This window comes from Yoonia sp., from assembly GCF_014859355.1.
Taxonomy (GTDB): domain Bacteria; phylum Pseudomonadota; class Alphaproteobacteria; order Rhodobacterales; family Rhodobacteraceae; genus Yoonia.
This window is the reverse complement of record NZ_JACUUJ010000020.1, coordinates 18,029-40,855: the sequence shown is the minus strand read 5'-3', so window position 1 is coordinate 40,855 and position 22,827 is coordinate 18,029. Positions and strand designations below refer to the sequence as shown.

The window sequence follows — 22,827 nt, the reverse complement described above, 5'->3', positions numbered from 1 at the left end:
CCGGTCGGGCAGGGGTTTCAGTTGCGCAGGGTGACTTCCTCGGTCTCGACGCCACGGCGCACGATCATGGTGCGGGCAGGGGGTGCGACGGGGGCGGCCTCGGGTTCTGGTGCGGGGGCGACGACGGGTTCGGGCACCAGATCGCTTAGCCGCAGCCGTTCCAGCGGCATGCTGTCATCACCATCGCCATTGCGCAGGGCAAGGCTTAGCGTGCCGGCCCGCTGGGCCAGCGCGATAACCTGCCCCTGTTCAGCGGTCACTTCAACCGTAACGGTCGCGGCGACATCGGGGCGGTCGTTCAATTCGTCTGATTTCTGGTCAACGCCGATCACACGGATGTTGCGCAAAATGGTATCGGCCATCAGTTCTTCGCCGCGGCCACGGGTCAGCAGCAGGTCAACGGAATCGCCAGGAGTAACAAAGCCGCCAACAGCCGTGACAGCATCAACCTTGATCGCCATGGCGCGGGTGCCGGGTGACAGCGATTGTGCGATCGTGACCTTTTCGCCAAAGTCGGACACTTTGCCATTCAGCACCAGTTCGCCGGCAACCATGGGCCGGGTGGCGCGGCGCGGCTGGCCGTTGGCCGTGGGCAAAAGTGCTGCGCGGTCAAGGAAAACACCCGCGGGCACCGCATCTCCGGGCCAGGCCTGTGTTGTCAGCATATGGGCAAGAATTTCTTCGCCACGCCGGATTTCGGATGCGGCGGTCACAACATAAACAAGTTCGGGGGTGGCGGTGGCAGCGGCCTGCGGTGCGGTCAGCATTTCGCGCGCCAACTGGGCCGAACCGCCAGCCACACCAAGCCCGACAATTGCCATGATAATTGAGGAAATGCGCATGATGATGCTCCGGTTCAAGAAAAAAGGGGGGTTAACCGCCGGGGGGAATGGCCCGGCGGTCAAGGTTTTGGGCGAGCGGTTTAGCGGTTTCCAACAACCGCAGTCGTCGCGGCGGCAGCGTCTGTGAACTGTTTGCCTGTGTCATTTGACAAAGTAATCAGCGCGGTGGTCCCCACGAGGATAACAACCAGCAGGGCAACGCCATATTCGACCAGAGCAGCACCGCTTTCATCGCGGACAACCTGTGCCAGGAATTTTTTCATATCGGTAATCCTTATCATTTGGTTTGGTGAAAACCCGGGGGCAGATCCCGGGGCACCGCAGCCAGTGTGACAGCGGTTAACCAATATTAAGGACGGACCAGACAGCACCGCATCGTTCAAAACGATGAGAAACAGTGATCAAAAGGCGAGTTGTTCTGGGGTGCGGCAACTTAGGCGGGAAATTGCGGTGCCGATTCGAAATTTGACACCTGCGCCTCACAGGGCGATTCGTATGCTGAAGTGAACGATACGTGAATGGCGCCGCGCGATAAAGATACAATCAGAGCGAACGCATTTGAATTTGTTCGCGAAAGATACATTCTGCCGCTAAATTTTGACGTGGCCGCTTAAAAAGGTTAATAATCTACTTGGCCGCACATGCCGTTCTGGAACCGTGTATTGGCTTTTGGGTCCAGAATTGCTGTTGCCGGTGTGTTTGTTACGAGTGTTTGGATTTTGTATCATGATGTGTGAAAAAGTTGTTAATACCACCAGGAAAAAACCGTCTGGTGCCCTTCGCATTGCCGATTTTCTGACCCGCTGGACCGAATGCCTGCATGGCGCGGGCGATTTGCGCGACAGCCTGGCGTTGTTTGCCGATCTTACGGGCGCGCGGCTTGTCACTTTGGCGCGCTTCGACCCCAAGACCGGGCGTCAGCGCATCATCACCTGTTTCGATCTGGATGCGCAGGCCGGCAAACGCCCGCTGATCAAGGCGATGGCGCCGTTCATCCTGAATGGCCATGGCATCTATGCCCGCCCTGGCACCGTCTGGACCCTGAGCGAGAAAGACAGCGAACCCCACAGCCATATGGACGCCCGCAGCCAAAGATGGATGACCGACCGTGGATTTGAGGAGGTGGTCGTCATCCCGCTGGGCCGGCACGATACCGAAGTTGACGCGATCGAATTTTATCGCAGCAACCCCGTCACTTGTGCCGATGACCCAACGTTCCAATGGCTCGCGACCTCTGTCGCCGATGTTTGGGGGCGGCGGCGCAAGGGGCGCATCGCGCGGTTGCTGCGGTCGGTTCCCGCGATTTCAAACCAGCTGGGCCAGCCGGACCTGACGGCGCCGGATGACCCTTTATCGTCGGAAAACCCGTTTCAACTGACGGCGGCTGAATCGCGTATCTGTATGCTGATTCAGGCTGGTCTGACGTTCAAGCAGATCAGCGCGGAAACCGGCGTTGCGGAATCGACCATGCGGTCGCATCTGCGTAGTATTTACGCGAAAACCGGCGCGGCCGGACAGGTTGGCCTGATGCGGATGCTGATGCACGTCGATCAGACCGCGCAAGATGCGGTCGGGCGCCGGGCCTGACCCTGCGCAATGCCCCTGACGCCTTGGAAGGGTGCCGCCTGCGCGGGGGGGCGTGTTTGAAATTGACCCCGCGCTTATCGAAACGACGGGGCGGCTGGATGACCGGCTGGAACTGGACGTTGACGGGCTGAAAGCCTCTGTTTCGCGCAAACGCCAGCGCGTGCCGATCCTTGTGCGGCCTGAGCTTTATCGAAAGTGCCCTGGTGGCGCGGCCTTGTTAGATGTCTTTCATCAGGCGCAGCGCATCATGGATGCCGGCGTGGGTGTTGCGCGCGCTGACCGCATCGCCGATGCGAAACAGTTGAAAGGCCCCGCCGCCGGTTTTGGCCACAGGTTGCGGCTGGCCCGCGATCAGGGCGGTATAGTCCACCGCACCGCCGTTGGCTGACAAGGGTTTCAGCGCGAAATACAGATCGTCCAGTGGCATTGTGCCGTAATTTACCACGATCTGATCATAATGCTGCGACGTTGTGAAATCGCTGTAATCGGTGCCGATGGTGGCGCGCAGGCGGTTGCCATCGCGCACCACATCCAGCAGGCGGCGGGTGACGGTAAAGGTCACGTCCTTGTCTTGCAACGCGCGCATGTAGGGCACAAGGTTCATGCCCATGATTTCGGGGGCAAAGGTGCGGTCTGGCGTCATCACCTGAACCGAGGCACCAGCCTGTGCGGCGATCTCTGCGGCCATCAGGCCGGGGTGATCACCGCTTTCGTCATAAATCAGCACGCGGCCTGCGGGTTTCACATCGCCTGCGATGATATCCCATGCACTGACGACAAGCGCGTTTTGCGTCCCGCTTTCGAACAGCTCGGTATTGGGTAGACCGCCGGTGGCGATGATCACGACATCGGGGTTTTCGGCGGTCACGTCGGCGGTGTCTGCAAAGGTGTTAAAATGAAACACCACATCGCGCGCGGCACATTGCGCCATGCGCCAGTCGATAATACCGATCATTTCGCGCCGCCGGGGGTTTCGCGCGGTCAACCGGATCTGGCCGCCGGGGTCTGGCTGGGCCTCGAACACCACCACATCATGCCCGCGTTCCGCCGCAACGCGCGCGGCTTCCAGCCCGGCAGGGCCAGCACCCACAATCACGACCTTTTTGCGCGCAGGCGCGGGCGTAATGTCATGCGGCAAGGACAGTTCGCGCCCTGTGGCCGCATTGTGGATGCACAGCGCTTCGCCCCCCTGATAGATGCGGTCAAGGCAATAGGTCGCGCCCACGCAGGGCCGGATATCTTCCTCGCGTCCGGCGATGATCTTGCGCACGATATGCGGGTCGGCCATATGCGCGCGGGTCATGCCGACCATATCCAGCAGACCGGCGGCGATGGCGTGGCGCGCGGTGGCCACATCGGGGATGCGCGCAGCGTGAAAGGTCGGCAGGCCGGTGGCGGCACGCACCGCGCCGGCAAAATCCAGATGCGGCGCACTTTTCATGCCTTGCACCGGGATCACATCGGTCATGGCCGGATCGGTGTGGATCCGCCCGCGAATGACGTTCAGAAAATCAACCATCCCCCAGGCCGCAAGGCGTTTGGAAATTTCCAGCCCCTGTGGCGCGTTGATACCGCCTTTTGCCGTCTCGTCTGCGGTGTAACGCACACCAACGATAAACCCCGTGCCCACCCGCGCACGGATCCCGCGCAGCACATCCATCAGCAATTGCATCCGGCTGTCCAGATCCTGCCCGCCATAGGGTCCATTCAGATCATTTGTCAGCGGCGACCAGAACTGATCAAGCAGGTGCCCGTAAACCTGCAATTCCACCCCGTCCATGCCGCCCGCCTGCATCCGCTCCGTCGCATCGGCGAAATCGCGGATGATGCGCACGATGTCCCAATCTTCGGCTAGTTTGGGAAAGGCGCGATGCGCAGGTTCGCGGTGCTTGCTTGACGATACCGACGGCAGCCAGTCGCCCTTGTTCCATGTGGTGCGGCGGCCCAGATGGGTCAGCTGGATCATGACCGCACACCCGTGGTCATGGCAGGCATCGGTCAGGGCGCGGATATGGGGCACCACGTCATCGCGATAGGCCAGAATATTGTTGAAAACCGGCGGGCTGTCGCGCGACACCGCCGCAGATCCGGCGGTCATCGCCAGCGCGACCCCGGCCTTTGCGCGTTCGGCATGATAGGCGACATAACGCGCCTTGGGCAGGCCGTCTTCGGGATAGGCCGGTTCATGGCTGGTCGTCATGATCCGGTTGCGCAACGTCAGATGTTTAAGCTGGTAGGGCTGCAATAACGGGTCGTGTGACATTGGCGTCTCCTGAATACCACGTATCTGGCAGGAACGCTTTCTTGCGCGCAAGTAAATCCTGCCGGGCGTCATCCATCCGCGGTTTGCCCGCCCGCCTTGCGGCACCTGACCGGCAGGGTGATCCGGTTTCGGCGCGATCAGGCGATGTCGCCGGGGGCGGGTGCGCGTTTGTCGCCGGTGATCATGGCGCGGGCCAGATTTTCACGGTGCCGGACCGAGGCAACGATAACGCCACCCAGATGCAATACCACGAAAAACATCAAGAAATTGGCAAGAACTTCGTGCAGATCTTCCATCAGGTCTTTGCCCGCCCAGGCCGCGCCGGGCACCAGTGCCAGGCGGGCAGGTTCGTCTGACAGCCAGCCGGTGAAGGCCGTGCCTGACAAGGCAGCCAGCAGCACCACGATCATCGCGGCCCCCGCAGGATTGTGGCCCAGATAGCGCCGTTCATGCCCCCGCACCATGTCGCCCAGATAGGCCAGCGTGGCGCGCGGCCCTTTGACAAACCGCACAAAGCGCGCAGGCTGGGTGCCGATCACGCCCCAGACCAGTCGGACCGCCACCAGACTGGCAATGCCATAACCCGCAAAGCGGTGAAGCGCGTCAAGTTCATCCGCTGACAGCCATGCCACGGCAAACGCTGCGACAAGGCTCCAGTGAAACACCCGCACCAGCCGGTCCCAGACCGGCACCGTGCCGGGTGTTGTGCCGTTTTTATGCGCGGTGTCAGTCATCATCGCCCCGTTTGCGTTTGTCGTCATCGTCCTTGTCTTCATATTCCAGTTCGATGATTTGCAGGGTGCCGGGGTTGATCGTCACCTCGATTTTGCGGCCTTCGGCGTCGCTCCCTTTGATTTCATAGCAACCATCGTCGACCTTGATCCGGCGCACCGTCCAGCCGTTTTCAGTGGCAATGCGTTCAACGGTTTCGCGCGGCTGCCAGTCGGCCATGGGGACGGAACAATCATCGTCGGCGCGCGCGGCGCCCGCGATCACGATGCCAGTCACAAGCGTGGTCATAAAAATATTTCTGAACATGTCGGGTTTCCTTGCTTTGGTTCCACCCATATTTGCGCCACCAACCTGAAGCCTTGCTTAAGGCGCCGCAAAAATAGTGTCAGGCAAGCATCAGAATCGCGCTCGGACGGCATGAAAACGGGCCCCGTAGGGCCCGCATCACTGTCATTTCTGGGGGGGCTATGCCGCAGTCTTGCGGCCCGCCATCACCCCGAGCCCTGCCATCACAACGCCCAGGATAATCAAAAGCGCGACCGTCAGGTTGGGGACATAATAGGTGGAATAGATTTCCCAACCCAACCAGCGCAAGACGTCACCGACTTCGGTGTAGTTCCCGACAAGATGCCCCCCAAGGGTGCCGGTGATACCCACCAAAGCAACGCCGACGCCCGATAGGATCAGCATCACGAAACGCGCGGTGCCATGCCACAGCGCCTCGCCCTGAATGACGCGGGTGATCGCCAAAAGGGCAAAATAGGCCAAAGACCAGCTTGCCGTCAGCATGTGGTTGCGCCCCATCGGGGTGGATGACAGCGCCTGCCAGTCCCAAACCATCAGGCCAATCGTATAGGCGACGGCCCCGAACACGACACCAAGGATCAAAAACACCGGCAAGGCGCGGTCCGCCGCATGGCCCATCGGCCCGTCATTGACTACGCGCAGAAAGATCAAAAGCGCGGCACCAAGCCATAAGGCAATGGGAAAGTGAACAAGAACAACGTGATAAGCGGCCATTTTCAGGCTCCTTTCGAACGAGAGATAGACTGGTTCAGCGCAATGCCAAACCCAGCAATAAGGATGACACCGGCCAGAATGGTCAGCAGCCATTGCCGCCGGATCTGGTTATTGAATTCAACCTCGATGCCGTAATGCGTCAACTGTTCGGGGCTGTGCCGAAAGCGGACAGGCACCCCTTCTGCGATCTGGTCAGCGCCGGCGTGGGCAGCAGAGTTAAGCAGCGGCCATGTGACCTGACCCGGATAGAAAAGGGTGATGTCGGTCCAGGCGTCTGCCCATTGTGGCCGTGCGCCGTTGAATTTGACAGCCGTAAGATCGGCGTCGCGGCCCAAACCCAGACGCTGCGGCAGTGAAACATAGTGCCAGCGCCCGCCGGTGGCGTTGCGGTGGATCGCAAAGGCAACGTCATACATGCCCAGATCGTTCAGGATCTTGTCATCTTGCGGTGCGCCGGTATCAAGCGCGCGCGCCAGCGTCACATCCCAATACCCGTCAACCCAACGGCCCTTGCCGGGTGCGGCGATATCGGCGCGCGATCCTTCAGGCATGCGCAGGGTCCGGCGCGGGATAACATCGCCGTTTTGCCAGCCAAGCGTCGGGTCGAACGGCACGGATACCGCAGGGATCAGCGCATAGGTTTCGTCCTGCGTCACACCGCCTGCCATGATGTCATCCCAGCGCAGCGCGGCATAACCTGTTGTGTCTTTGTCGAACATCACGTTGGGCTGCGACAGGTCGCTGTTCCAGTTGGTCCCATAAGCCGAACGGCCATCATCGCCTGCACGTTCGATGCCGACGTTCTGATCATCGGCATAGCCCATCGGGTTCGACCGCCCGCCGCGCCAGTGCCACAGGTCAAGGAAATACCCCGCCTCACGCAATCGCGCCTGCACGTCTTCATCGGCCATGTCATCCCATGCGCCCAGACGGTTGCGCGTGGCGGGCAGATATTTGGTGACTTCTTCGGGGGCTTCGTCCGTCAACCCGGCCAGCCCGGCTCCGACTGTGATATATCCGCCATAACGGGCAAATTCCGGGACAGAGCCATCGTCCAGCATCATGGCGACGCGGTCTTCGTGCAGGCCATCCGGGTTTGACCCCGGCACACCGTCGCCCCGCCGTTCCCATTTGCCATCCTGATAGACAAGGACATCATGGAAAATGCCGGGGTTTGCGGCAGGCCAGCGATACCGGAAGAACATCGTCGTATCGTTATATGCCGCCTGCACCTGCAAAGGCACGGTCAGCGTGTCGGGAATACTGATGTTGCGGGCCGGGTCGTTGACGACAATGCTGGTTCCGTGGGTCGCCCAGCTAACAGCCAGCCCCCCCAGAAACAGCAGTGAAGCAATTGGTAATATGGATTTTCTCATTCTGATCCTCGTAGGGTTTTCAAGGCGAAAGCGGCCTAGTGACTGGAGGGTAAAACCCCGGAAAATTTCTCTCCATGATCTCAATCAATTGGCGGGTGTGATACTATAAACGGTCTACCCCTTTTCCGGCGGTTCTGGGATGTATCTTTGGCCATTCAAGGTGAACCTGACGTGAACCTGACGCACCGGGGGCGATCAGTTCAGCGTTGCGTCAGGCCGTTCGTTCAGGAAAGATCACAGCGAAAGGAACGAAAACACCCATGCGTATCCTGCTGATTGAAGATGATACCGTTCTGGGCGCCGCCGTGCGCGACCAGATCGCCAGCGACGGCCAGTCGGTTGATTGGGTGACGCGGCTGGATGCGGCGGGCGATGCGCTGTGCGGCGCGGCCTATGACCTGATCCTGCTGGATCTGATGTTGCCCGACGGGCGGGGGATCGGGTTTCTTCGGTCGCTGCGGGGGCGTGGCGACGTGACGCCGGTGATCATCCTGACCGCGCTGGATCAGGTGTCGGACCGGATCGCGGGGTTGAACGCGGGTGCGGATGATTATCTGGTCAAACCCTTCGACCTTGCCGAATTGTCTGCGCGGGTCGGGTCTGTCGCGCGGCGCTATACCGGCAACCCCAATCCGATCATTACCCATGGGCCGATCACCATCGACCTTGCGGCGCGCAGCATCCGCAAGGATGGCAAGCCCGTGCCATTGACCGCGCGCGAATGGGCCTTGTTCGAAACGTTGCTGTCCCGCCCGGGGCAACTGCTGTCAAAGGCGCAACTGGAAGAAAAGCTGTATGCCTTCGACGCAGAGGTAGAAAGCAACACTATCGAAGTGCATGTCAGCCGCCTGCGCAAAAAGCTGGGCAGCGCGGTCATCGAAACCCAGCGCGGCATGGGGTATCGGCTGGGCAATCCATGACAAAGCCGCGCAGCCTGACGGCCCGGCTGGCGCTGTCGCTTGGTTTATTGCTGATGCTGGTCTGGCTGGGTGCGGCCATGATGACCGCGGTGATGCTGCGCCACGAGATGGACGAGGTATTCGATGCCGCCCTTCAGGAAACTGCGCAGCGCATTTTGCCGCTGGCTGTAATCGAAATTTTGGGCCGTGACGATCCTGCCACCGTGCAACGGATCGCACCGATCCGCGTGCATGATGAACTGTTCACCTATGTTGTGCGCGATGCCGGCGGGCGCGTGCTGTTGCAATCGCATGCCGCCGATCCGGCTGTTTTCCCCCCTTTTGACGGGCCAGGTTTTCGCCAGACTGCGACCCACCGGCTGTATGACGATGCCGCCGTGCAGGGAACCATCAGCATCACCATCGCCGAACCGCTGGCCCACCGCGCTGAGGTCGCGCGGGGGCTTCAGATGGTGTTGGGCCTGCCGCTGCTGGTGGTCATTCCCGTTGCCCTGTTGGCGATTTTCATCGCCGTGCGGCTGAGCCTTGATCCGCTCAGCCGGTTCCGCGCCAATCTGCAAGCGCGCAATGCGCGCGATCTGTCGGCGGTGCCGTCCATGGATCTGCCTGCGGAAATCCAGCCCCTGGCGGATACGCTGAACAGGCTTCTTGATTCTTTGCGCGACGCCTTCGAGGCAGAACGCAGTTTTGCTGCCAATGCAGCGCATGAATTACGCACGCCCTTGGCTGGCGCGATCGCGCAGGCGCAGCGGATCAAGTCCGAAACCACAGACAGCGCCGCGGCGAAAAGGGCCGATGACATCATTGAAACGCTCAAACGTCTGACCCGCCGGACGGAACGGCTGATGCAGCTTGCCCGCGCCGAGGGCGGGCGTTTGCAGGCAGATACGCCCTTTGATCTGCGGGTCGCGGTGCAGATCGTGACGCAAGACATGATGCGCAGTGCGGATGCACCGGCCATCGCGCTGCATTTGCCCGATACACCGGTGCTGTCGCCGCTTGACCCGGACGCGCTTGGCATCCTGTGCCGCAACCTTGTTGAAAATGCGCTGCGTCACGGCAGCGCGGTTGATGTGACGCTGACCCCGGACGCGGTGCTGATCATTGGCAACGACGGGCCAATCGTGCCGCCAGACCGGCTGGCCCAGTTGACGCAGCGGTTCCGGCGCGGCGACCCTTGGGCAGACGGCAGCGGCCTTGGCCTGTATATTGTTGCCGCAATCGCCGACCGCACCGGCAGCAAACTGATACTGTCATCCCCCAGACCGGGTGGCGTGGACGGATTTGAGGCGCAGGTGCGACTGCCGACATAAGGGCAGGTGCTGTCAGGCGGTGCTGTCTTGCGGGCCAGCGTTGGCCAGGGCGCGGCAAAAGGATTTCGCCGCAACCGAGGCAACTTCTTCTGCGCGGCTGATGATGCCCACGGCACCAAGCGTTGCGCGCATGTCAAAGTCCAGCGCGACAAGCCGGCCATTGGCCAGATCACCGGCCACGACGCCGTGGCTGATCATCCAGACCGTATCGGGGTCTGCCAGCAAAATCGTCCGCGCAAAATTCGGCGATGCGGATTCGATCCTGTTGCGGAACAATGGCACGCCCTGCGTGATCAGATGCCGGGCCAGCAGTGGCCTGATCGCGGAATCCTTGGGCGGATACAGCACCCGATATGCATCCAGCGCCACAATGTCGCGCAGGGCGGCGGCGGGGCTGTCGGGGCGGGCAACCACGACAACCTGTTCGGTATACAATTGGCGGAATTCCAGCCCTGCCATGGTTTCGGGCCGCCCTAACCGCCCCACCACCAGATCAAGCCCGCCGCCGCGCAGCCGCTGCGTCAGATCGTGATAGGGGCCTTCGTGAACTTCCAGCAGGGTGTCGGGGTTGCGTGCGGCAAAATCCAGCGCCGCCCGTGGCACCAGACCAGAGGCAACGCTGGGCAGCGCCCCGATTTTCAACCGCCCCGCGGCCCCATAGGTCGCGCGGATGCTGTGCAGCCCGTGCCGCAGGGCCGCCGTGCTTTGTTCGGCAAAACCCAAAAACACCTCGCCTTGCGCCGTCAGGGCAACGCCGGATCTGCTGCGTTCCAGCACTGTCACACCCAAAATCTCCTCTAGTTCCTTCAGCGTCTTGGAAATGGCGGGCTGTGTCAGGTGCAACTGCGCCGCCGCGATCTTGAAACTACCTGCCCGGGCAATCGCGCTGAACGCCTCAAGGTGGCGGAATTTGATGCGCCGGTCCATTTGGTTTCCTTTTTTGATAACTAAATGGTGTGATAACTCATTTTAATTGTTCTGTTCAATATGCGATGGCTAGCCAACAAATCGTGGAGGATACGATGAAAACACAGGTTGCCATCATTGGTGGGGGGCCATCGGGGCTTTTGCTGGCGCAGCTTTTGCACAGGCGCGGGATTGACAGCGTGGTGCTGGAACGCAAAACCAAGGACTATGTGCTGGGGCGGATCCGTGCGGGCGTGCTGGAACAGGGGCTTGTCCAACTGATGCAAGAGGCCGGTTGCGCCGACCGTCTGCATGCCGAAGGTCTGGTGCACGACGGCACGCTGATTTCTTACGGTGACACGATGTTCCGCATTGATTTCACCGAACACACCGGCACGCCGGTCATTGTCTATGGCCAGACCGAAGTGACCCGCGATCTTTACGCCGCGCGCGAACAGGCGGGCGGGGCCACTGAATTCAATGTCGATAACGTGGTAATCCGTGGCGCCGATACCGATGCCTGCCATGTCACCTATACCGTTCACGGTCAGGCGCGGCGCATTGACTGCGATTTTGTCGCCGGTTGCGACGGGTTTCACGGCGTCAGCCGCCAGACGATCCCGCTGGATGTGCGCTGCGAATACGAAAAGGTTTATCCCTTTGGCTGGCTGGGCATCCTGAGCGAAACGCCCCCCGTCAATCACGAACTGATCTATGCCAATTCGCCCCGCGGCTTTGCGCTGTGTTCAATGCGCAACGACAACCTGAGCCGCTATTACATCCAGTGTTCGCTTAGCGACAAACCCGATGACTGGACAGACGAGGCGTTTTGGCAGGAACTTAAACGCCGCATTCCCGCTGATCAGGCCGCACGCCTTGTCACCGGGCCAAGCATTGAAAAATCCATCGCGCCGCTGCGGTCTTTTGTGACCGAACCGATGCGCTGGGGGCGGCTGTTCTTGTGCGGTGATGCGGCCCATATCGTGCCGCCGACCGGTGCCAAGGGGCTGAATACCGCCGCCTCTGATGTGCATTACCTGTATAACGGCTTGCGCGATTTCTATGAAAACGGCAGCAGCGCGGGCATTGACAGCTATTCGCAAAAGGCGCTGGCGCGGGTGTGGAAGGCCGAAAGGTTCAGCTGGTGGTTTTCATCGCTGATGCACCGCTATCCCGACCAGTCGGAATTTGACCTGAAAATGCAGGTCGCCGATCTGGAATTCCTGCGCACCAACATGGCCGCGCAAAAGGCGATGGCGGAAAATTATATCGGGTTGCCCTATTGATGCGGGCCACCGGTCTGCCGCCCCGCGTTTCACCCATTCGAAAGGAACCGCCCCATGTCTGAACGTTTCAAATCGGGTATGGCAACGCGCCGCCGCATCCTTGGTGACGCGCATGTTGACCGGGCCGAAGCAGCAAAAACCGATTTTGACGCCCCCTTTCAGGGGCTGATCACCGAAATGGCCTGGGGCTCGCTGTGGTCGGACGACACGATCAGTGCGCGCGACCGGTCACTGTTAACCCTTGCTCTTCTCGCGGCGACGGGCAACTTTGAAGAAATCCCGATGCATATCCGCGCCACGGCACGCACCGGCGCGCGCCCTGCGGATGTGATGCAGGCCTTTATGCATGTGGCGGTCTATGCCGGTGTGCCACGGGCCAACCATGCCATTGCCCTGGCCAAGAAAACCTATGCCGAAATGGAGGAAAAAGAATGACCCCCGCCGAATATTACCAGCGCGACCCGGGCCGCCACCCCCCGGCCCTGACCCCGGGTTACAAGACATCGGTTGCGCGCAGCCCGCGCTTTGCCCCGATCAGTCTGGAACAATCGGTCAGTGAAATCACCGGCCCTGTCTTTGGCCACGGCGACCTTGGCCCGATGGACCACGACCTGATCAAAAACTACGCCAAAACCGGTGATCCGGTGGGCGAACGCATCATCGTGCATGGCCGCGTTCTGGATGAAAACGCGCGCCCTGTCCCCAATACGCTGGTTGAAATCTGGCAGGCCAACGCAGGCGGCCGCTATCGCCACAAGAAAGATACCTATCTTGCGCCGATCGACCCGAATTTTGGCGGCTGCGGGCGCACCATCACCGATGCGCAGGGCTATTACTTTTTCCGCACGGTCAAACCCGGGGCCTATCCGTGGCGCAACATGGTCAACAACTGGCGGCCCGCGCATATTCATATCAGCGTGTTCGGCGCGTCCTTCAGCCAGCGCCTGATCACGCAGCTTTATTTCGAAGGCGACCCGCTGATCCCGCTGTGCCCCATCGTGCAAACCATCCCCGACCCCGATGCGATTGACGCGCTGGTCGCCCGGCTGGATATGAATGCATCAATCCCGCTGGATGCGATCGCCTATCATTTCGATATCGTGCTGCGCGGGCGGCGGTCCACATTGTTTGAAAACCGGCTGGAAGGGAACTGACATGCAAAAACTGCCTTACCTGCATGAAACACCATCGCAGACCGCTGGCCCTTATGTCCATATCGGGCTGGCCCCCGGCGCAGCCGGTTTTGATATCTATGAGCGTGAACTGGGCCATGATATCGCTGGCCCCCATGCCAAGGGCGAACGTATCCGCATCGAAGGTGTGGTGCGCGATGGCACCGGCAGCCCGGTCAAGGATGTGCTGATCGAAGCATGGCAAGCCAATGCCGCCGGTCACTATGCCCACCCCGAAGGCGGCGGCGCTGTCGAAGACGGGTTTCGCGGCTGGGGCCGTGTCATCACCGATTTTGACAGTGGTGCATGGGCCTTTGATACGGTCAAACCCGGCCCTGTGCCGGGGCGAAACGGCAAAATACAGGCCCCGCATATCACGTTATGGCTGGTGGCGCGCGGGATCAACCTTGGCCTGACGACGCGGCTTTATTTCGATGATGAAACGGCGGCAAACGCCAGTGATCCGGTGCTGAACCTGATCGAATGGGAACGCCGCCGCCCCACGCTGATCGCGCGGCGGGTTGCGGGCGAAGGCACGCCGCTTTACCGGTTTGATATGCGTCTTCAAGGTGAGGACGAAACCGTCTTTTTCGAGATTTGATATGACAAACCCCTGCATCATCTGCGTGGCCATCACCGGCAGCCTGCCAACCAAGGCCAACAACCCCGCCGTGCCAATCACCGTTTCCGAGCAGATCGAATCGACGCAAGAGGCGTTCGAGGCGGGGGCGGCGATCGTGCATGCCCATGTGCGCAACGACGACCAGACGCCATCATCTGACCCCGATAAATTTGCGGCCCTCAAGGAAGGGGTGGAAAAACACTGCCCCGGCATGATCATCCAGTTTTCCACCGGCGGGCGGTCTGGTGCGGGGATGGCGCGCGGGGGCATGTTGCCGCTGCGCCCTGACATGGCGTCGTTGTCGGTGGGGTCAAACAATTTTCCCACCCGCGTCTATGAAAACCCGCCTGATCTGGTGGATTGGCTGGCGTCCGAAATGCTGGCCCATGATGTCAAACCAGAAATCGAAGCCTTTGATCTGTCGCATATCCTGAAGGCCCGCGAAATGGCCGATACCGGCCAACTGGCAGGCACCCCCTATGTGCAGTTTGTCATGGGCGTGAAAAACGCGATGCCCGCCGATCGCGATGTCTTTGATTATTACGTGCATACCGTGCAGCGGTTGTTCGGTGCGGATGCGCCATGGTGTGCTGCCGGGATCGGTGCGGCGCAGGCAACGCTGAACGACTGGGCGATTGCGGCGGGCGGTCATGCCCGCACCGGCCTGGAAGATAACGTCAGGCTGGACCGCGACAGGCTGGCCCCGTCAAACGCGGCGCTGGTCCGGCGCACGGTGGCGATTTGTGAAACATACGAACGCCCGGTGGCCACATGGGCCCAAGCGCGCGCCATTCTGGGGCTGCGCCAGCCAAATATCTGACCCGCCCCGCAGTCACAGCGGCCCGCCAAGCCTGTCAACCGATGCCAGCAACCGGTCGGCATGGCGCAGGGCCGCTGCTGTTGCCTCGGCCATGGCGGGCAGGGTCAGCCATTCCAGCGCCCATGCCGCGCCTGATCGTTCCTGTTCATGCACCATGGCCTGCGCCAGAATACCCTGTTGCCCCGCCGTGTAGCGCGCCAGCGTGACCATCACCTCGGCGGAAATGGGGTTGTGTTTATGCGCCATGGCCGATGACCCGCCGCCGCCTTGCAGGATGATGTCGTCGATCCCCTGCTGCGCCATCAAGGCCACATCCTGCCCGATCTTGCCCAGCGTGCCAGCGACCAGCACCAGCCAATGCCCCAGCGCAACAAAGCGGCTGCGGTCACTGTGCCAGACCGGCCCGGTTTGCAGCCCCAGCGCCTGCGCCACATGCGCGGCCATTGCATCGCCTTGGGCATCGCGCAGGCCAATCGCCCCGCCCACCTGCACCTGTGCCATGTCCTGCCGCAAGGGGCCAAGCCTGTCCTGATGACCGGCTAGCGCCCGCCGCCAGGCATCGACCCGCAGCGATACGGTCGCGGGCAATGCCGCCTGCATGCGCGTGCGCGCCATCAGCGGGTTGGCCCCGCAGCGCGTGTTCAGATTTTCGATCCGGCCGATCACGCCGGTCAGCCGGCCGGCCAGATCATCCAGCACGGCCAGGCAGGCCAGCACCATCGCCGTGTCCAGCACATCCTGACTGGTCGCGCCGCTGTGGATCGCGCGGGTAACCGGTGCGGGCTGGCCCGCGCGCAAGGCGGCCACCAGGGCAGGCACCGGCAGGCCGTCACGGTCGCTGTCGGCCCCCAGATCGGGGGGGATGAACCCTGCGATCACGGCCAGCGCCTGCGCGGCATCCGCGGCTGGCACGCCCCCGCAATCACGCAGTGCGCCTGTCCAGGCTGCTTCGAACGCCAGCATGTGCCGCAGCATGGCGGCACTGCCGAATTGCGCGGCGACCGAAGGGTCGCAAAACAGACCGCCAAACAAGCCTGATGAGGTAAATGCATTGGTCATTGCAACACCTTTTCATGCCTGATCTGAGTGGGCAAGTGGTCAGGCGGGCAAAGCGCGCGCGCTGGCATAGGCCGCCTTGAGCGCGGCCATATCGCCCGATGCCATCACGTCGCGCGCGGGCGTCAGCCCTTCGGCGATCAGGCGGCGGGCCAGCATGTGTTCGCCGGGGCTGTCCAGCGTTTCAACCGCGACCAGCCGCCCCTGCGCCAACCGCCAGACCGATTGCAACGATCCGTCGGCGCGGTGAACAACAATCGCGTCGTCTGCGTCATGCGACAGACCGGCAATCTGCAATTTCAGCGCCCCGATATCCGACCAGAACCACGGCAGCGCGTCATAGACAACGGGGTTGCCGGTCAGGGTTTGGGCCAGTGCGCGTGCCTGATCGGTGGCGTTTTGCACCGATTCCAGCCGTGCCATCCGGCCCAGCTGTGCCTGCGGATAGGCGGCACAATCGCCAATGGCAAAAATTGCGGGGTCCGATGTGGCAAGCGTTGCGTCGGTCACAACCCCGTTGTCGCAGGCCAGACCGGCGGCTTGCGCCAGCGCCACCTCTGGCATGGCGCCGATCCCGACCACGACGATATCAGCGGGCAGGCGGGTGCCGTCAGTCAGATGCACGGCGCCGACCTGCCCTGCGCCTGACAGATGGTCAATGCCTGCGCCACACCGCAGGGTCACGCCGTTTGCAACCAGATCGGCGGCCACAGCGCTGGCCACCGCGCCGCTGACCGCGCGCCCCAGCACCTGCGTTGCCATTTCGATGACCGTCACCGCGATGCCGCGTGCGGCCAGCATGGCGGCGGCCTCTAGCCCGATAAACCCGCCCCCGATCACCACAACCCGGCCCGCATCAGGCAGGGCGGCGCGCATGGCACGCGCGTCTTGGGCGCTGCGCAAATAGAACACGCCGCCCAGATCGGCCCCGGGGGCCGTCAGCCGCCGCGCCGCCGTGCCGGTGGCAAGGATCAGCCGGTCATAATTCAGCCTGCTGCCATCGGCAAAATGCAGGCAGCGCGCGGGCCGGTCGATGGCCGTTACTGCCACGCCAAGCCTCAGCGTGATATCCTTTTGCGCATAGGTGGCCGCACCGCGCAGCGGTTGCAGCGGCGCATCGGCCTGTTTCATGAATGATTTCGACAGCGGCGGCTTGTGATAGGGCAGGTCGGCTTCGTCTGACACCAGCGTGACCGGTCCGGTGAACCCCGCTTCGCGCAGGGATGCGGCGGCCTGGGTGCCCGCGTGACCGGCCCCAAGGATGACCACGCCCGCCATCACCGCCCCACCACGCGCAGGGTCAGACCCGACAAGGCCTCTGTTGCCTTGATCTGGCAGGTCAGGCGGCTGGTGTCCTGCATGTCCTGCGCGGTAAATTCCAGCGTGTCGCGTTCGGCATCTTCCATAACGGGCAAAGCCTCTGTCGGGCCGCTGACGACCAGACAGTGACAGGTCGCGCACATGCACGACCCGCCACATTCCGCGACAATGCCATCCACGCCTGCCGTTGTTGCCGCGATCATCAGGGTTTCGCCTTCTGGTGCATCAACAACCCTGGCCGAACCGTCGGGTTGGATAAATGTGATCTGTGCCATTTCCAATGTCCTGTCTGTTAAAGAAACTGCCGCCCGCCATCGACGATCAGCGTTTGCCCCGTGACGAAACCCGCCAGCGGAGACGCAAGATAAAGCGCCGCACCTACCATGTCCTGCGGTTGGCTGGCGCGTTTCAGTGCGCCACGGGTCACCCCATAGCTGGCGGCATCATCCATCAGGTTCAGGCTTGCCTCGGTCAGGGTAAAGCCGGGCGCGATGACATTGACGCGCACGTTGTCGTCGCCCATTTCGCGGGCCAGGGCGCGGGTCATGGCGATGACCGCCCCCTTGGACGCGACATAGTGCAGCCATTGCGGCGACCCTGAAAACACCGTGGCCGATGCGACGTTCACGATCGCCCCTGCCCCCGACTGTCGCAACAGTGGCGACAGCGCGCGGCTGACCTGCCAGACGCCCTTGACGTTCACGGCCATCACCTTGTCCCAGACCGCTTCTTCAAGGGCTTCCATCGGGGCGCGGTCAAGCCCGGCATAAATCGCCGCGTTGTTGATCAGGATATCAACGCCGCCCATCCGGTCGTGCGCCGCTGCGGCCAGTGTGGTGCAGGATGCGGTGTCGGTCACATCGACCTGTTGCGCATGGCCGCCTGTCAGTGCGGCGGTTTCGGCGATGCCTGCGGCGTTCACGTCCGCCGCCATCACCACCGCGCCCGCCTTGGCGAAACCTATGGCAAAGGCGCGGCCCAAACCGCCTGCGGCCCCCGTGACCACAACCCGTTTGCCGGTCAGATCCAGATCAGACATTGTGCGTTCCTTTCAGATAATCGCCCGCTTCCATCTGCGCGCGCGCGGCCACGATAAACCCGCGCGCCATCGCGCGGCCTGCATCCGTCAGCATCGACGGCATGACAAAATCTTCTAGCATATCCAGCGTTTCCGCCTGCCCTTCGGCAAACCAGGCAGCGATGGTCGCCACGCCATGCGGCGTGAACCGCCAGCATTTGTCGGCGTCCTTGACCATCGCGTCATTCAGCGATGTGGCGGTTTTCACCGTGTCGTGGGTGTCGATGATCGCCAGCACCTGCGCGGTATCGATCCCCGCGGGGCGGTGCCGTTCCAGTATGTCGCGGGCGATCTTGACGCCTTCAACCTCGTGGACGCGCACCAGTTCGGGGTGGGTCGCATTTGGCCCCACCGCCTTGGACAACAACGCGGGATCAACCGTTTTCCAGCCCACGTCATGCAGCAGGATGGCCGGCAGTACGACCGCAGGATCGGCCTGCGGATGTTCGGCGCAGAGCGCGCGCGCCAGACCGTATGCGACCAACGTATGCACATCATTCGACCGCACATCAAGAAAGCTGCGCGCATCGTGCCACAGGGGCAGGTCGCGCGGGTCAAGGGTGCGGGTCATGCCGGCACCTCATAGCTGAGGTACATCGTTTTGTATTCCAGATAAGCCTCGACGCCGTAACGCCCCTTTTCACGGCCCAGCCCGCTTTCCTTGATGCCGCCAAACGGCACGTAATGGCTGGAACGGTGGATGTCGTTCAGCCAGACTGACCCGGCCTCAAGCCCTTCGCACAGGGTCAGGCCACGGGCCAGATCGCGGGTAAACACGAACCCGGCAAGGCCATAGCGGCTGTCGTTGGCATGGCGCAGCGCCTCTGCCGGGTTGTCCACCGGGCAAACGCCCAGCACCGGGCCAAATGTTTCTTCGGTCAGGATCAGCATGTCATGGGTGGCATCGGCGATGATCGTGGGCGGGAAATAGAACCCCGCGTCAAAACCCGCGCCGCGCTGCCGGTCGCCCCCCAGCACGACCCGCGCACCCTTGGCGCGGGCATCGGCCACGTGCAATTCGGAATTGGCGTAAATTTTTTCGTTGACCAGCGGCCCCAGATCACCGGTGCCCCCAGCGGGGGCGAGGGTCAGCTTGCCCGCCTTTGCCACCAGCATGTCAAGAAACGCCGCATAAACCGGACGCGCGACATAAACGCGGTTCACGCGGTAACAAAACTGCCCCGAATTGGCGAAACCGTGGCGCGCAATGGCGGTTGTCGCGCGGTCCAGATCGGCATCATCACAGACAATCGCCGCCGATTGCCCGCCCAGTTCCAGCGTCACGCGTTTCATCGTGCCGGTGGCGGCGGCGGCAATCGCCTTGCCCGCCGCCGTGCCGCCGGTAAAGGCGATCTTGCGCGGGATCGGGTGTTCGATCATCGCACTGCCGATGCCCCTGCCCCGCCCCGTGACCACGTTGAAACACCCCGCAGGCAGGCCCGCCTCATGAAACAGCTCTGCCAGCAGCAGCGTCGATGTAGGCGTATCCTCGGCGGGTTTGGCAACCACGGTGCAGCCCGCGATCAGGGCGGCCCCCAGTTTGAACATCAACAGCGTGACAGGATAGTTGAACGGCGTAATCGCCACGACCACACCCACAGGGTCGCGCGTCACGACAGTTTTTTCGCCGGGGCCGGCAGACAGGGCCATGGTCGCCTGAAGGCGCAGCCCTTCTTCGGCGTAAACATCCAGCAGATCAGCTGAGCGCGTGATCTCGGCCACTGCGGCGGGCAGTGGGCGGCCCAGTTCGCGGTGCAAGGCGGCGCCGATCCTGTCTGCATTGTCGCGCATCGCCTGTGCGCAGGCCTTCTGGATGCGCACGCGTTCGGCCATTGGCACATGGCGCCACAGATCAAAGGCGCGGGCGGCGGCGCGGATGGCAATATCGGCATCTGCGGCGGTGCCTTGCGGGACGGTGTCAAACACCGTTCCAGTGGCAGGTTCGGTCACAGGTTGGGTGTCGCCTGACACCGATGGGTGCCAGCCGCCGTCGATAAACATATCCATGTTTCAATCCTTCAGATCACATGCAGCATGAGCGCGGCGCGCGACGCGGCCAGCGTTTCTGCCGCCCAGCGGCAGCCTGCCGCGGTTTCAAGCTGGTCTTTTTGCGTTTCCAGCCGGTCGGCATAGCCATGCGGCGTTGTTTTGAACCAGTCGCAGGCCACGGCAATGCCCGTCACCTCGAACCGCCACAGTTTGTCGGCATCGCGCACCAGCCGGTCGTTCAGGTGGCGGGCGTCGGTGCGTGTGTCGTGGCCGTCGATGATGTCGCAGACCTGCGCGATCACGTCATCTGACCAGCCCGCATCGCGCATCAAGGGGGTGCCCAGCCGGATGCCTTCGGATTCGTGCAGGTAACGCACATCGGATTGCAGCATATTTGGCCCGCTGAACCCTTTTTCGATGATGTCGTCCATGTCGATGGAATACCAGCCGATGTCGTGCAGCAGGATGGCAAGGCTGACGATATCGCGGTCGGCCTGCGGGTGGTCATCCAGCAACCGCTGCGCCCATGCGAAACTAAGCGGGATGTGAATGTCGTTCTTGCGCGCCCGCATATAGGGTTCGGCAGCGCGCCAGACGGCATCATAACGGTCGGTGCGTGATAAGGTGGTAAGCATGGCGTGGCCTCCTTTTCGGGGTGGGGGCGGCAGGACCGCCCCCTTTTCATTGCAGATCAGTCAAGGATCGTGACCGTCCCGGCATTGCCATCGACGCGCAGGCGCTGGCCTGTCTTGATCCGCGACGATCCGGTGCCGGTGCCGGTGACGGCGGGCAGGCCATATTCGCGGCACACGATGGCGGCGTGGCTCATCATGCCGCCGATATCGGTGACGGTCGCCGCGATCTTGCCAAACACGGGCGCCCAGCTTGGCGCGGTGACGGGCGTGACAAGGATTTCGCCCTGCTGGATCAGGTGCAGGTCATCGGGGCTGCGCAGCACACGTGCGATCCCTTCAACACGCCCCGGCGATGCGGCCATGCCTGTCAGCTCCATGCTGTTTTCATCCGTGCCAACCCAGCTTTGGATGGCCTCTGACGTGATCCCCCACAGCATGATGGTGAAAGGTTCGGTAATCACCTCGGGCGGGTTGTTCAGCGCAGGGCGCGGCGGTTCTGTGGCCAGCGCGGCCAGAATGGCGCGGCGGCGGTCGATTTCCTGCGGCCAGTGGTGCGGGCCGATCCAGTCGCCCCCCGTGGCCCATGCATTGCCATAGTCAAACAGCGCATCGCGGACCTCTTGGCGGGACAGAAAGAACATGCCGTCCGGCGTCGGCCAAAAGCCTTCTTCGTGCAAAAGCTGGCTGAGTTCGCGCATCTTTTTCCAGAAAACCCCCATCGACCAATGTTCGATATAGAAATTGTGGTTTTCCACATAGGGGAACACGGTGCGCGCCAGACCCAGCTTGCCTTCGAACACGGCTTTGGCCTCGTCATCCAGCATTTCGGCATATTCTTCGGTGATCCGGTCGCGTTCCGCGATCAGCTTGGCCGTGGGGCGTTCGATGGTTTCGCCGGCTTCGATGCGCACAATATAGTCGCGCAGATACCCCAACGGGATATCAAGATGTTCGATCCAGTATTTGTCGGTCGAATAGAACCCGTTGCCCGACGTAAAGTTGAACCAGGGGTCTTTTGCCGCCTCCCAGGCCGCGATCCATTCGGCTCCATTGGGGGTGGCAGCGACAGCGGCCAGTGCGTCATCTACCGCACCGTTGCGCAGCGCATCGGCCACGCCCAGCGACACTGCAAGCCGCGCCAGTTTCTTGATCTCGTCATCAGGGCGGAACAGGTCGCTGTCCACGCCCTGCACCATCTTGGCAATCGCCTGATCGGGGATCGTGGGAAATTCACCTTTGAGAAAACCAAAGAAATCCAGATAGGCGGCATAGCCAAGGTTCAGGAATTCAAAGTGATATTGCCATGTGCGATACAGCAGGTTGATTGCGCGGTCATAGTTTTCGATGATCGCGGTGGTGTTATCCAGCCCGCGGCCTTCGGTGATCCATTCAAGCGGCACGACATCGGGCAGTTTTTCGAATTGCAGGGCTTCCATTTCGTCGATGTTGGCGCGCACCTTTTTGTGCCAGTTTTCAATCAGGCTGTCCCAGTTCGCAAAATAATGCCCGGCGCGTTCCATGAACATCGGCACGCGCCCTGCAATCAGTTCGGGCGCGACGGCCACCGGCGACATATAGCAATAGCCGTTGTGGATCCGGTAATCGACGCCGTTGGCGGGCGGCACCATCAGGTGACGGGTGTTGTATTGGCCCAGACATTTGACAGAAAATTCAACCGTCATCGCATCAAAGGGTCGGAACGGGTTTGGCCAGTGCTGGCTGTCGCAAAACCAGAACTTTGCGTCTTCCTTTTCGCGCAACTGCGGCTGGAAGGTCAGGTAATAGGGGTAAAGATCCCGCCAGTCCTCGGCCCCTTTCGGGGCCTGAAGATCATAGGGGCTGGGGAACATCGGGGTTTGTGCGTCCATTTTTGTTTTCTCCTCCCAGAGA

The 22,827-nt window shown here is 61.8% G+C and carries 24 protein-coding genes; 8 read left to right on the top strand and 16 right to left on the bottom strand.

The features are described from left to right. Window positions 1-17: 17 nt before the first annotated feature. Together cpaB and IBX59_RS08930 are read right to left on the bottom strand one after the other, a co-directional pair. On the bottom strand, window positions 18-842 hold the full coding sequence (gene cpaB / locus IBX59_RS08935; protein WP_296374629.1) for a Flp pilus assembly protein CpaB: 825 nt from the start codon (window positions 840-842) through the stop codon (window positions 18-20). An 80-nt stretch (window positions 843-922) separates the two neighbouring features. Further along, window positions 923-1,105, bottom strand: coding sequence for a Flp family type IVb pilin (locus IBX59_RS08930; protein ID WP_296374627.1), 183 nt, complete (start codon window positions 1,103-1,105; stop codon window positions 923-925). A gap of 463 nt (window positions 1,106-1,568) precedes the next feature. Here IBX59_RS08930 and IBX59_RS08925 point away from each other — a divergent pair, with 463 nt between their 5' ends. Beyond that, the gene (locus tag IBX59_RS08925) at window positions 1,569-2,429 is read left to right on the top strand and encodes a helix-turn-helix transcriptional regulator (RefSeq protein WP_296374625.1); all 861 of its coding nucleotides are present in this window, start codon (window positions 1,569-1,571) and stop codon (window positions 2,427-2,429) included. A gap of 217 nt (window positions 2,430-2,646) precedes the next feature. Here IBX59_RS08925 and IBX59_RS08920 read toward each other — a convergent pair whose 3' ends face one another. The 5 genes from IBX59_RS08920 to IBX59_RS08900 all read right to left on the bottom strand — a co-directional run bounded on the left by IBX59_RS08920 (window position 2,647) and on the right by IBX59_RS08900 (window position 7,820). Beyond that, window positions 2,647-4,692 (bottom strand): NADH:flavin oxidoreductase, encoded by a 2,046-nt coding sequence (locus IBX59_RS08920; protein ID WP_296374624.1) that lies wholly within the window; start codon window positions 4,690-4,692, stop codon window positions 2,647-2,649. A 137-nt stretch (window positions 4,693-4,829) separates the two neighbouring features. Beyond that, window positions 4,830-5,426, bottom strand: coding sequence for a cytochrome b/b6 domain-containing protein (locus IBX59_RS08915; protein WP_296374622.1), 597 nt, complete (start codon window positions 5,424-5,426; stop codon window positions 4,830-4,832). After that, window positions 5,419-5,730, bottom strand: a complete 312-nt coding sequence (locus IBX59_RS08910; protein WP_296374620.1) for a PepSY domain-containing protein — start codon at window positions 5,728-5,730, stop codon at window positions 5,419-5,421. The genes IBX59_RS08915 and IBX59_RS08910 overlap by 8 nt, the downstream gene beginning before the upstream one ends. A gap of 159 nt (window positions 5,731-5,889) precedes the next feature. Further along, window positions 5,890-6,444: a hypothetical protein gene (locus IBX59_RS08905; RefSeq protein WP_296374619.1), complete on the bottom strand. Its 555-nt coding sequence runs from the start codon at window positions 6,442-6,444 to the stop codon at window positions 5,890-5,892. A 2-nt stretch (window positions 6,445-6,446) separates the two neighbouring features. Next, a complete protein-coding gene (locus tag IBX59_RS08900) occupies window positions 6,447-7,820 on the bottom strand; it encodes an ethylbenzene dehydrogenase-related protein (protein WP_296374617.1) in 1,374 nt (457 codons plus the stop codon). 260 nt (window positions 7,821-8,080) lie between these two features. Between IBX59_RS08900 and IBX59_RS08895 the strand changes: the two genes are divergently transcribed. Continuing rightward, complete coding sequence (locus IBX59_RS08895; RefSeq protein ID WP_296374615.1) at window positions 8,081-8,740, top strand: response regulator transcription factor; 660 nt, start codon at window positions 8,081-8,083, stop codon at window positions 8,738-8,740. After that, entirely contained in the window at window positions 8,737-10,053 is a 1,317-nt protein-coding gene (locus tag IBX59_RS08890; protein ID WP_296374612.1) for an ATP-binding protein, read from the top strand. Before IBX59_RS08895 ends, IBX59_RS08890 begins: the two co-directional genes overlap by 4 nt. Window positions 10,054-10,065: 12 nt before the next feature. On the opposite strand, the gene pcaQ is transcribed toward IBX59_RS08890, so the two are convergent. Further along, entirely contained in the window at window positions 10,066-10,980 is a 915-nt protein-coding gene (gene pcaQ, locus IBX59_RS08885; protein WP_296374609.1) for a pca operon transcription factor PcaQ, read from the bottom strand. A gap of 95 nt (window positions 10,981-11,075) precedes the next feature. Here pcaQ and pobA point away from each other — a divergent pair, with 95 nt between their 5' ends. The 5 genes from pobA to IBX59_RS08860 are packed head-to-tail and all read left to right on the top strand — an operon-like array spanning window position 11,076 to window position 14,859. Next, on the top strand, window positions 11,076-12,245 hold the full coding sequence (gene pobA, locus IBX59_RS08880; protein WP_296374607.1) for a 4-hydroxybenzoate 3-monooxygenase: 1,170 nt from the start codon (window positions 11,076-11,078) through the stop codon (window positions 12,243-12,245). Between the two features lie 54 nt (window positions 12,246-12,299). Then, a complete protein-coding gene (gene pcaC, locus IBX59_RS08875) occupies window positions 12,300-12,680 on the top strand; it encodes a 4-carboxymuconolactone decarboxylase (protein ID WP_296374605.1) in 381 nt (126 codons plus the stop codon). Further along, complete coding sequence (gene pcaH / locus IBX59_RS08870; RefSeq protein ID WP_296374603.1) at window positions 12,677-13,399, top strand: protocatechuate 3,4-dioxygenase subunit beta; 723 nt, start codon at window positions 12,677-12,679, stop codon at window positions 13,397-13,399. Before pcaC ends, pcaH begins: the two co-directional genes overlap by 4 nt. Before the next feature lies 1 nt (window position 13,400). Then, window positions 13,401-14,018: a protocatechuate 3,4-dioxygenase subunit alpha gene (pcaG, locus tag IBX59_RS08865; protein ID WP_296374601.1), complete on the top strand. Its 618-nt coding sequence runs from the start codon at window positions 13,401-13,403 to the stop codon at window positions 14,016-14,018. A gap of 1 nt (window position 14,019) precedes the next feature. Continuing rightward, on the top strand, window positions 14,020-14,859 hold the full coding sequence (locus tag IBX59_RS08860; RefSeq protein WP_296374599.1) for a 3-keto-5-aminohexanoate cleavage protein: 840 nt from the start codon (window positions 14,020-14,022) through the stop codon (window positions 14,857-14,859). Between the two features lie 12 nt (window positions 14,860-14,871). Here IBX59_RS08860 and IBX59_RS08855 read toward each other — a convergent pair whose 3' ends face one another. From IBX59_RS08855 to IBX59_RS08820, 8 genes are read right to left on the bottom strand one after another with little or no spacing between them, the layout of a single operon-like run. Then, the gene (locus IBX59_RS08855; RefSeq protein WP_296374597.1) at window positions 14,872-15,918 is read right to left on the bottom strand and encodes a 3-carboxy-cis,cis-muconate cycloisomerase; all 1,047 of its coding nucleotides are present in this window, start codon (window positions 15,916-15,918) and stop codon (window positions 14,872-14,874) included. Window positions 15,919-15,957: 39 nt separating this feature from the next. Continuing rightward, the gene (locus IBX59_RS08850) at window positions 15,958-17,193 is read right to left on the bottom strand and encodes an FAD-dependent oxidoreductase (RefSeq protein ID WP_296374595.1); all 1,236 of its coding nucleotides are present in this window, start codon (window positions 17,191-17,193) and stop codon (window positions 15,958-15,960) included. Next, window positions 17,193-17,510, bottom strand: coding sequence for a 2Fe-2S iron-sulfur cluster-binding protein (locus IBX59_RS08845; RefSeq protein ID WP_296374594.1), 318 nt, complete (start codon window positions 17,508-17,510; stop codon window positions 17,193-17,195). Before IBX59_RS08845 ends, IBX59_RS08850 begins: the two co-directional genes overlap by 1 nt. A gap of 17 nt (window positions 17,511-17,527) precedes the next feature. Next, window positions 17,528-18,274 (bottom strand): SDR family oxidoreductase, encoded by a 747-nt coding sequence (locus IBX59_RS08840; protein ID WP_296374592.1) that lies wholly within the window; start codon window positions 18,272-18,274, stop codon window positions 17,528-17,530. After that, complete coding sequence (locus IBX59_RS08835; protein ID WP_296374590.1) at window positions 18,267-18,884, bottom strand: HD domain-containing protein; 618 nt, start codon at window positions 18,882-18,884, stop codon at window positions 18,267-18,269. The genes IBX59_RS08840 and IBX59_RS08835 overlap by 8 nt, the downstream gene beginning before the upstream one ends. Then, window positions 18,881-20,320: an aldehyde dehydrogenase family protein gene (locus IBX59_RS08830; protein ID WP_296374588.1), complete on the bottom strand. Its 1,440-nt coding sequence runs from the start codon at window positions 20,318-20,320 to the stop codon at window positions 18,881-18,883. Before IBX59_RS08830 ends, IBX59_RS08835 begins: the two co-directional genes overlap by 4 nt. A gap of 11 nt (window positions 20,321-20,331) precedes the next feature. Further along, window positions 20,332-20,937, bottom strand: coding sequence for an HD domain-containing protein (locus tag IBX59_RS08825; RefSeq protein WP_296374585.1), 606 nt, complete (start codon window positions 20,935-20,937; stop codon window positions 20,332-20,334). Window positions 20,938-20,993: 56 nt separating this feature from the next. Further along, entirely contained in the window at window positions 20,994-22,805 is a 1,812-nt protein-coding gene (locus tag IBX59_RS08820) for a PEP-utilizing enzyme (protein WP_296374583.1), read from the bottom strand. Window positions 22,806-22,827: the final 22 nt, after the last annotated feature.

Coding starts and splice junctions, on each gene's coding strand:
- cpaB (WP_296374629.1), bottom strand. CDS start 842: ATGCGCATTTCCTCAATTATCATGGCAATTGTCGGGCTTGGTGTGGCT.
- IBX59_RS08930 (WP_296374627.1), bottom strand. CDS start 1,105: ATGAAAAAATTCCTGGCACAGGTTGTCCGCGATGAAAGCGGTGCTGCT.
- IBX59_RS08925 (WP_296374625.1), top strand. CDS start 1,569: ATGATGTGTGAAAAAGTTGTTAATACCACCAGGAAAAAACCGTCTGGT.
- IBX59_RS08920 (WP_296374624.1), bottom strand. CDS start 4,692: ATGTCACACGACCCGTTATTGCAGCCCTACCAGCTTAAACATCTGACG.
- IBX59_RS08915 (WP_296374622.1), bottom strand. CDS start 5,426: ATGACTGACACCGCGCATAAAAACGGCACAACACCCGGCACGGTGCCG.
- IBX59_RS08910 (WP_296374620.1), bottom strand. CDS start 5,730: ATGTTCAGAAATATTTTTATGACCACGCTTGTGACTGGCATCGTGATC.
- IBX59_RS08905 (WP_296374619.1), bottom strand. CDS start 6,444: ATGGCCGCTTATCACGTTGTTCTTGTTCACTTTCCCATTGCCTTATGG.
- IBX59_RS08900 (WP_296374617.1), bottom strand. CDS start 7,820: ATGAGAAAATCCATATTACCAATTGCTTCACTGCTGTTTCTGGGGGGG.
- IBX59_RS08895 (WP_296374615.1), top strand. CDS start 8,081: ATGCGTATCCTGCTGATTGAAGATGATACCGTTCTGGGCGCCGCCGTG.
- IBX59_RS08890 (WP_296374612.1), top strand. CDS start 8,737: ATGACAAAGCCGCGCAGCCTGACGGCCCGGCTGGCGCTGTCGCTTGGT.
- pcaQ (WP_296374609.1), bottom strand. CDS start 10,980: ATGGACCGGCGCATCAAATTCCGCCACCTTGAGGCGTTCAGCGCGATT.
- pobA (WP_296374607.1), top strand. CDS start 11,076: ATGAAAACACAGGTTGCCATCATTGGTGGGGGGCCATCGGGGCTTTTG.
- pcaC (WP_296374605.1), top strand. CDS start 12,300: ATGTCTGAACGTTTCAAATCGGGTATGGCAACGCGCCGCCGCATCCTT.
- pcaH (WP_296374603.1), top strand. CDS start 12,677: ATGACCCCCGCCGAATATTACCAGCGCGACCCGGGCCGCCACCCCCCG.
- pcaG (WP_296374601.1), top strand. CDS start 13,401: ATGCAAAAACTGCCTTACCTGCATGAAACACCATCGCAGACCGCTGGC.
- IBX59_RS08860 (WP_296374599.1), top strand. CDS start 14,020: ATGACAAACCCCTGCATCATCTGCGTGGCCATCACCGGCAGCCTGCCA.
- IBX59_RS08855 (WP_296374597.1), bottom strand. CDS start 15,918: ATGACCAATGCATTTACCTCATCAGGCTTGTTTGGCGGTCTGTTTTGC.
- IBX59_RS08850 (WP_296374595.1), bottom strand. CDS start 17,193: ATGGCGGGCGTGGTCATCCTTGGGGCCGGTCACGCGGGCACCCAGGCC.
- IBX59_RS08845 (WP_296374594.1), bottom strand. CDS start 17,510: ATGGCACAGATCACATTTATCCAACCCGACGGTTCGGCCAGGGTTGTT.
- IBX59_RS08840 (WP_296374592.1), bottom strand. CDS start 18,274: ATGTCTGATCTGGATCTGACCGGCAAACGGGTTGTGGTCACGGGGGCC.
- IBX59_RS08835 (WP_296374590.1), bottom strand. CDS start 18,884: ATGACCCGCACCCTTGACCCGCGCGACCTGCCCCTGTGGCACGATGCG.
- IBX59_RS08830 (WP_296374588.1), bottom strand. CDS start 20,320: ATGGATATGTTTATCGACGGCGGCTGGCACCCATCGGTGTCAGGCGAC.
- IBX59_RS08825 (WP_296374585.1), bottom strand. CDS start 20,937: ATGCTTACCACCTTATCACGCACCGACCGTTATGATGCCGTCTGGCGC.
- IBX59_RS08820 (WP_296374583.1), bottom strand. CDS start 22,805: ATGGACGCACAAACCCCGATGTTCCCCAGCCCCTATGATCTTCAGGCC.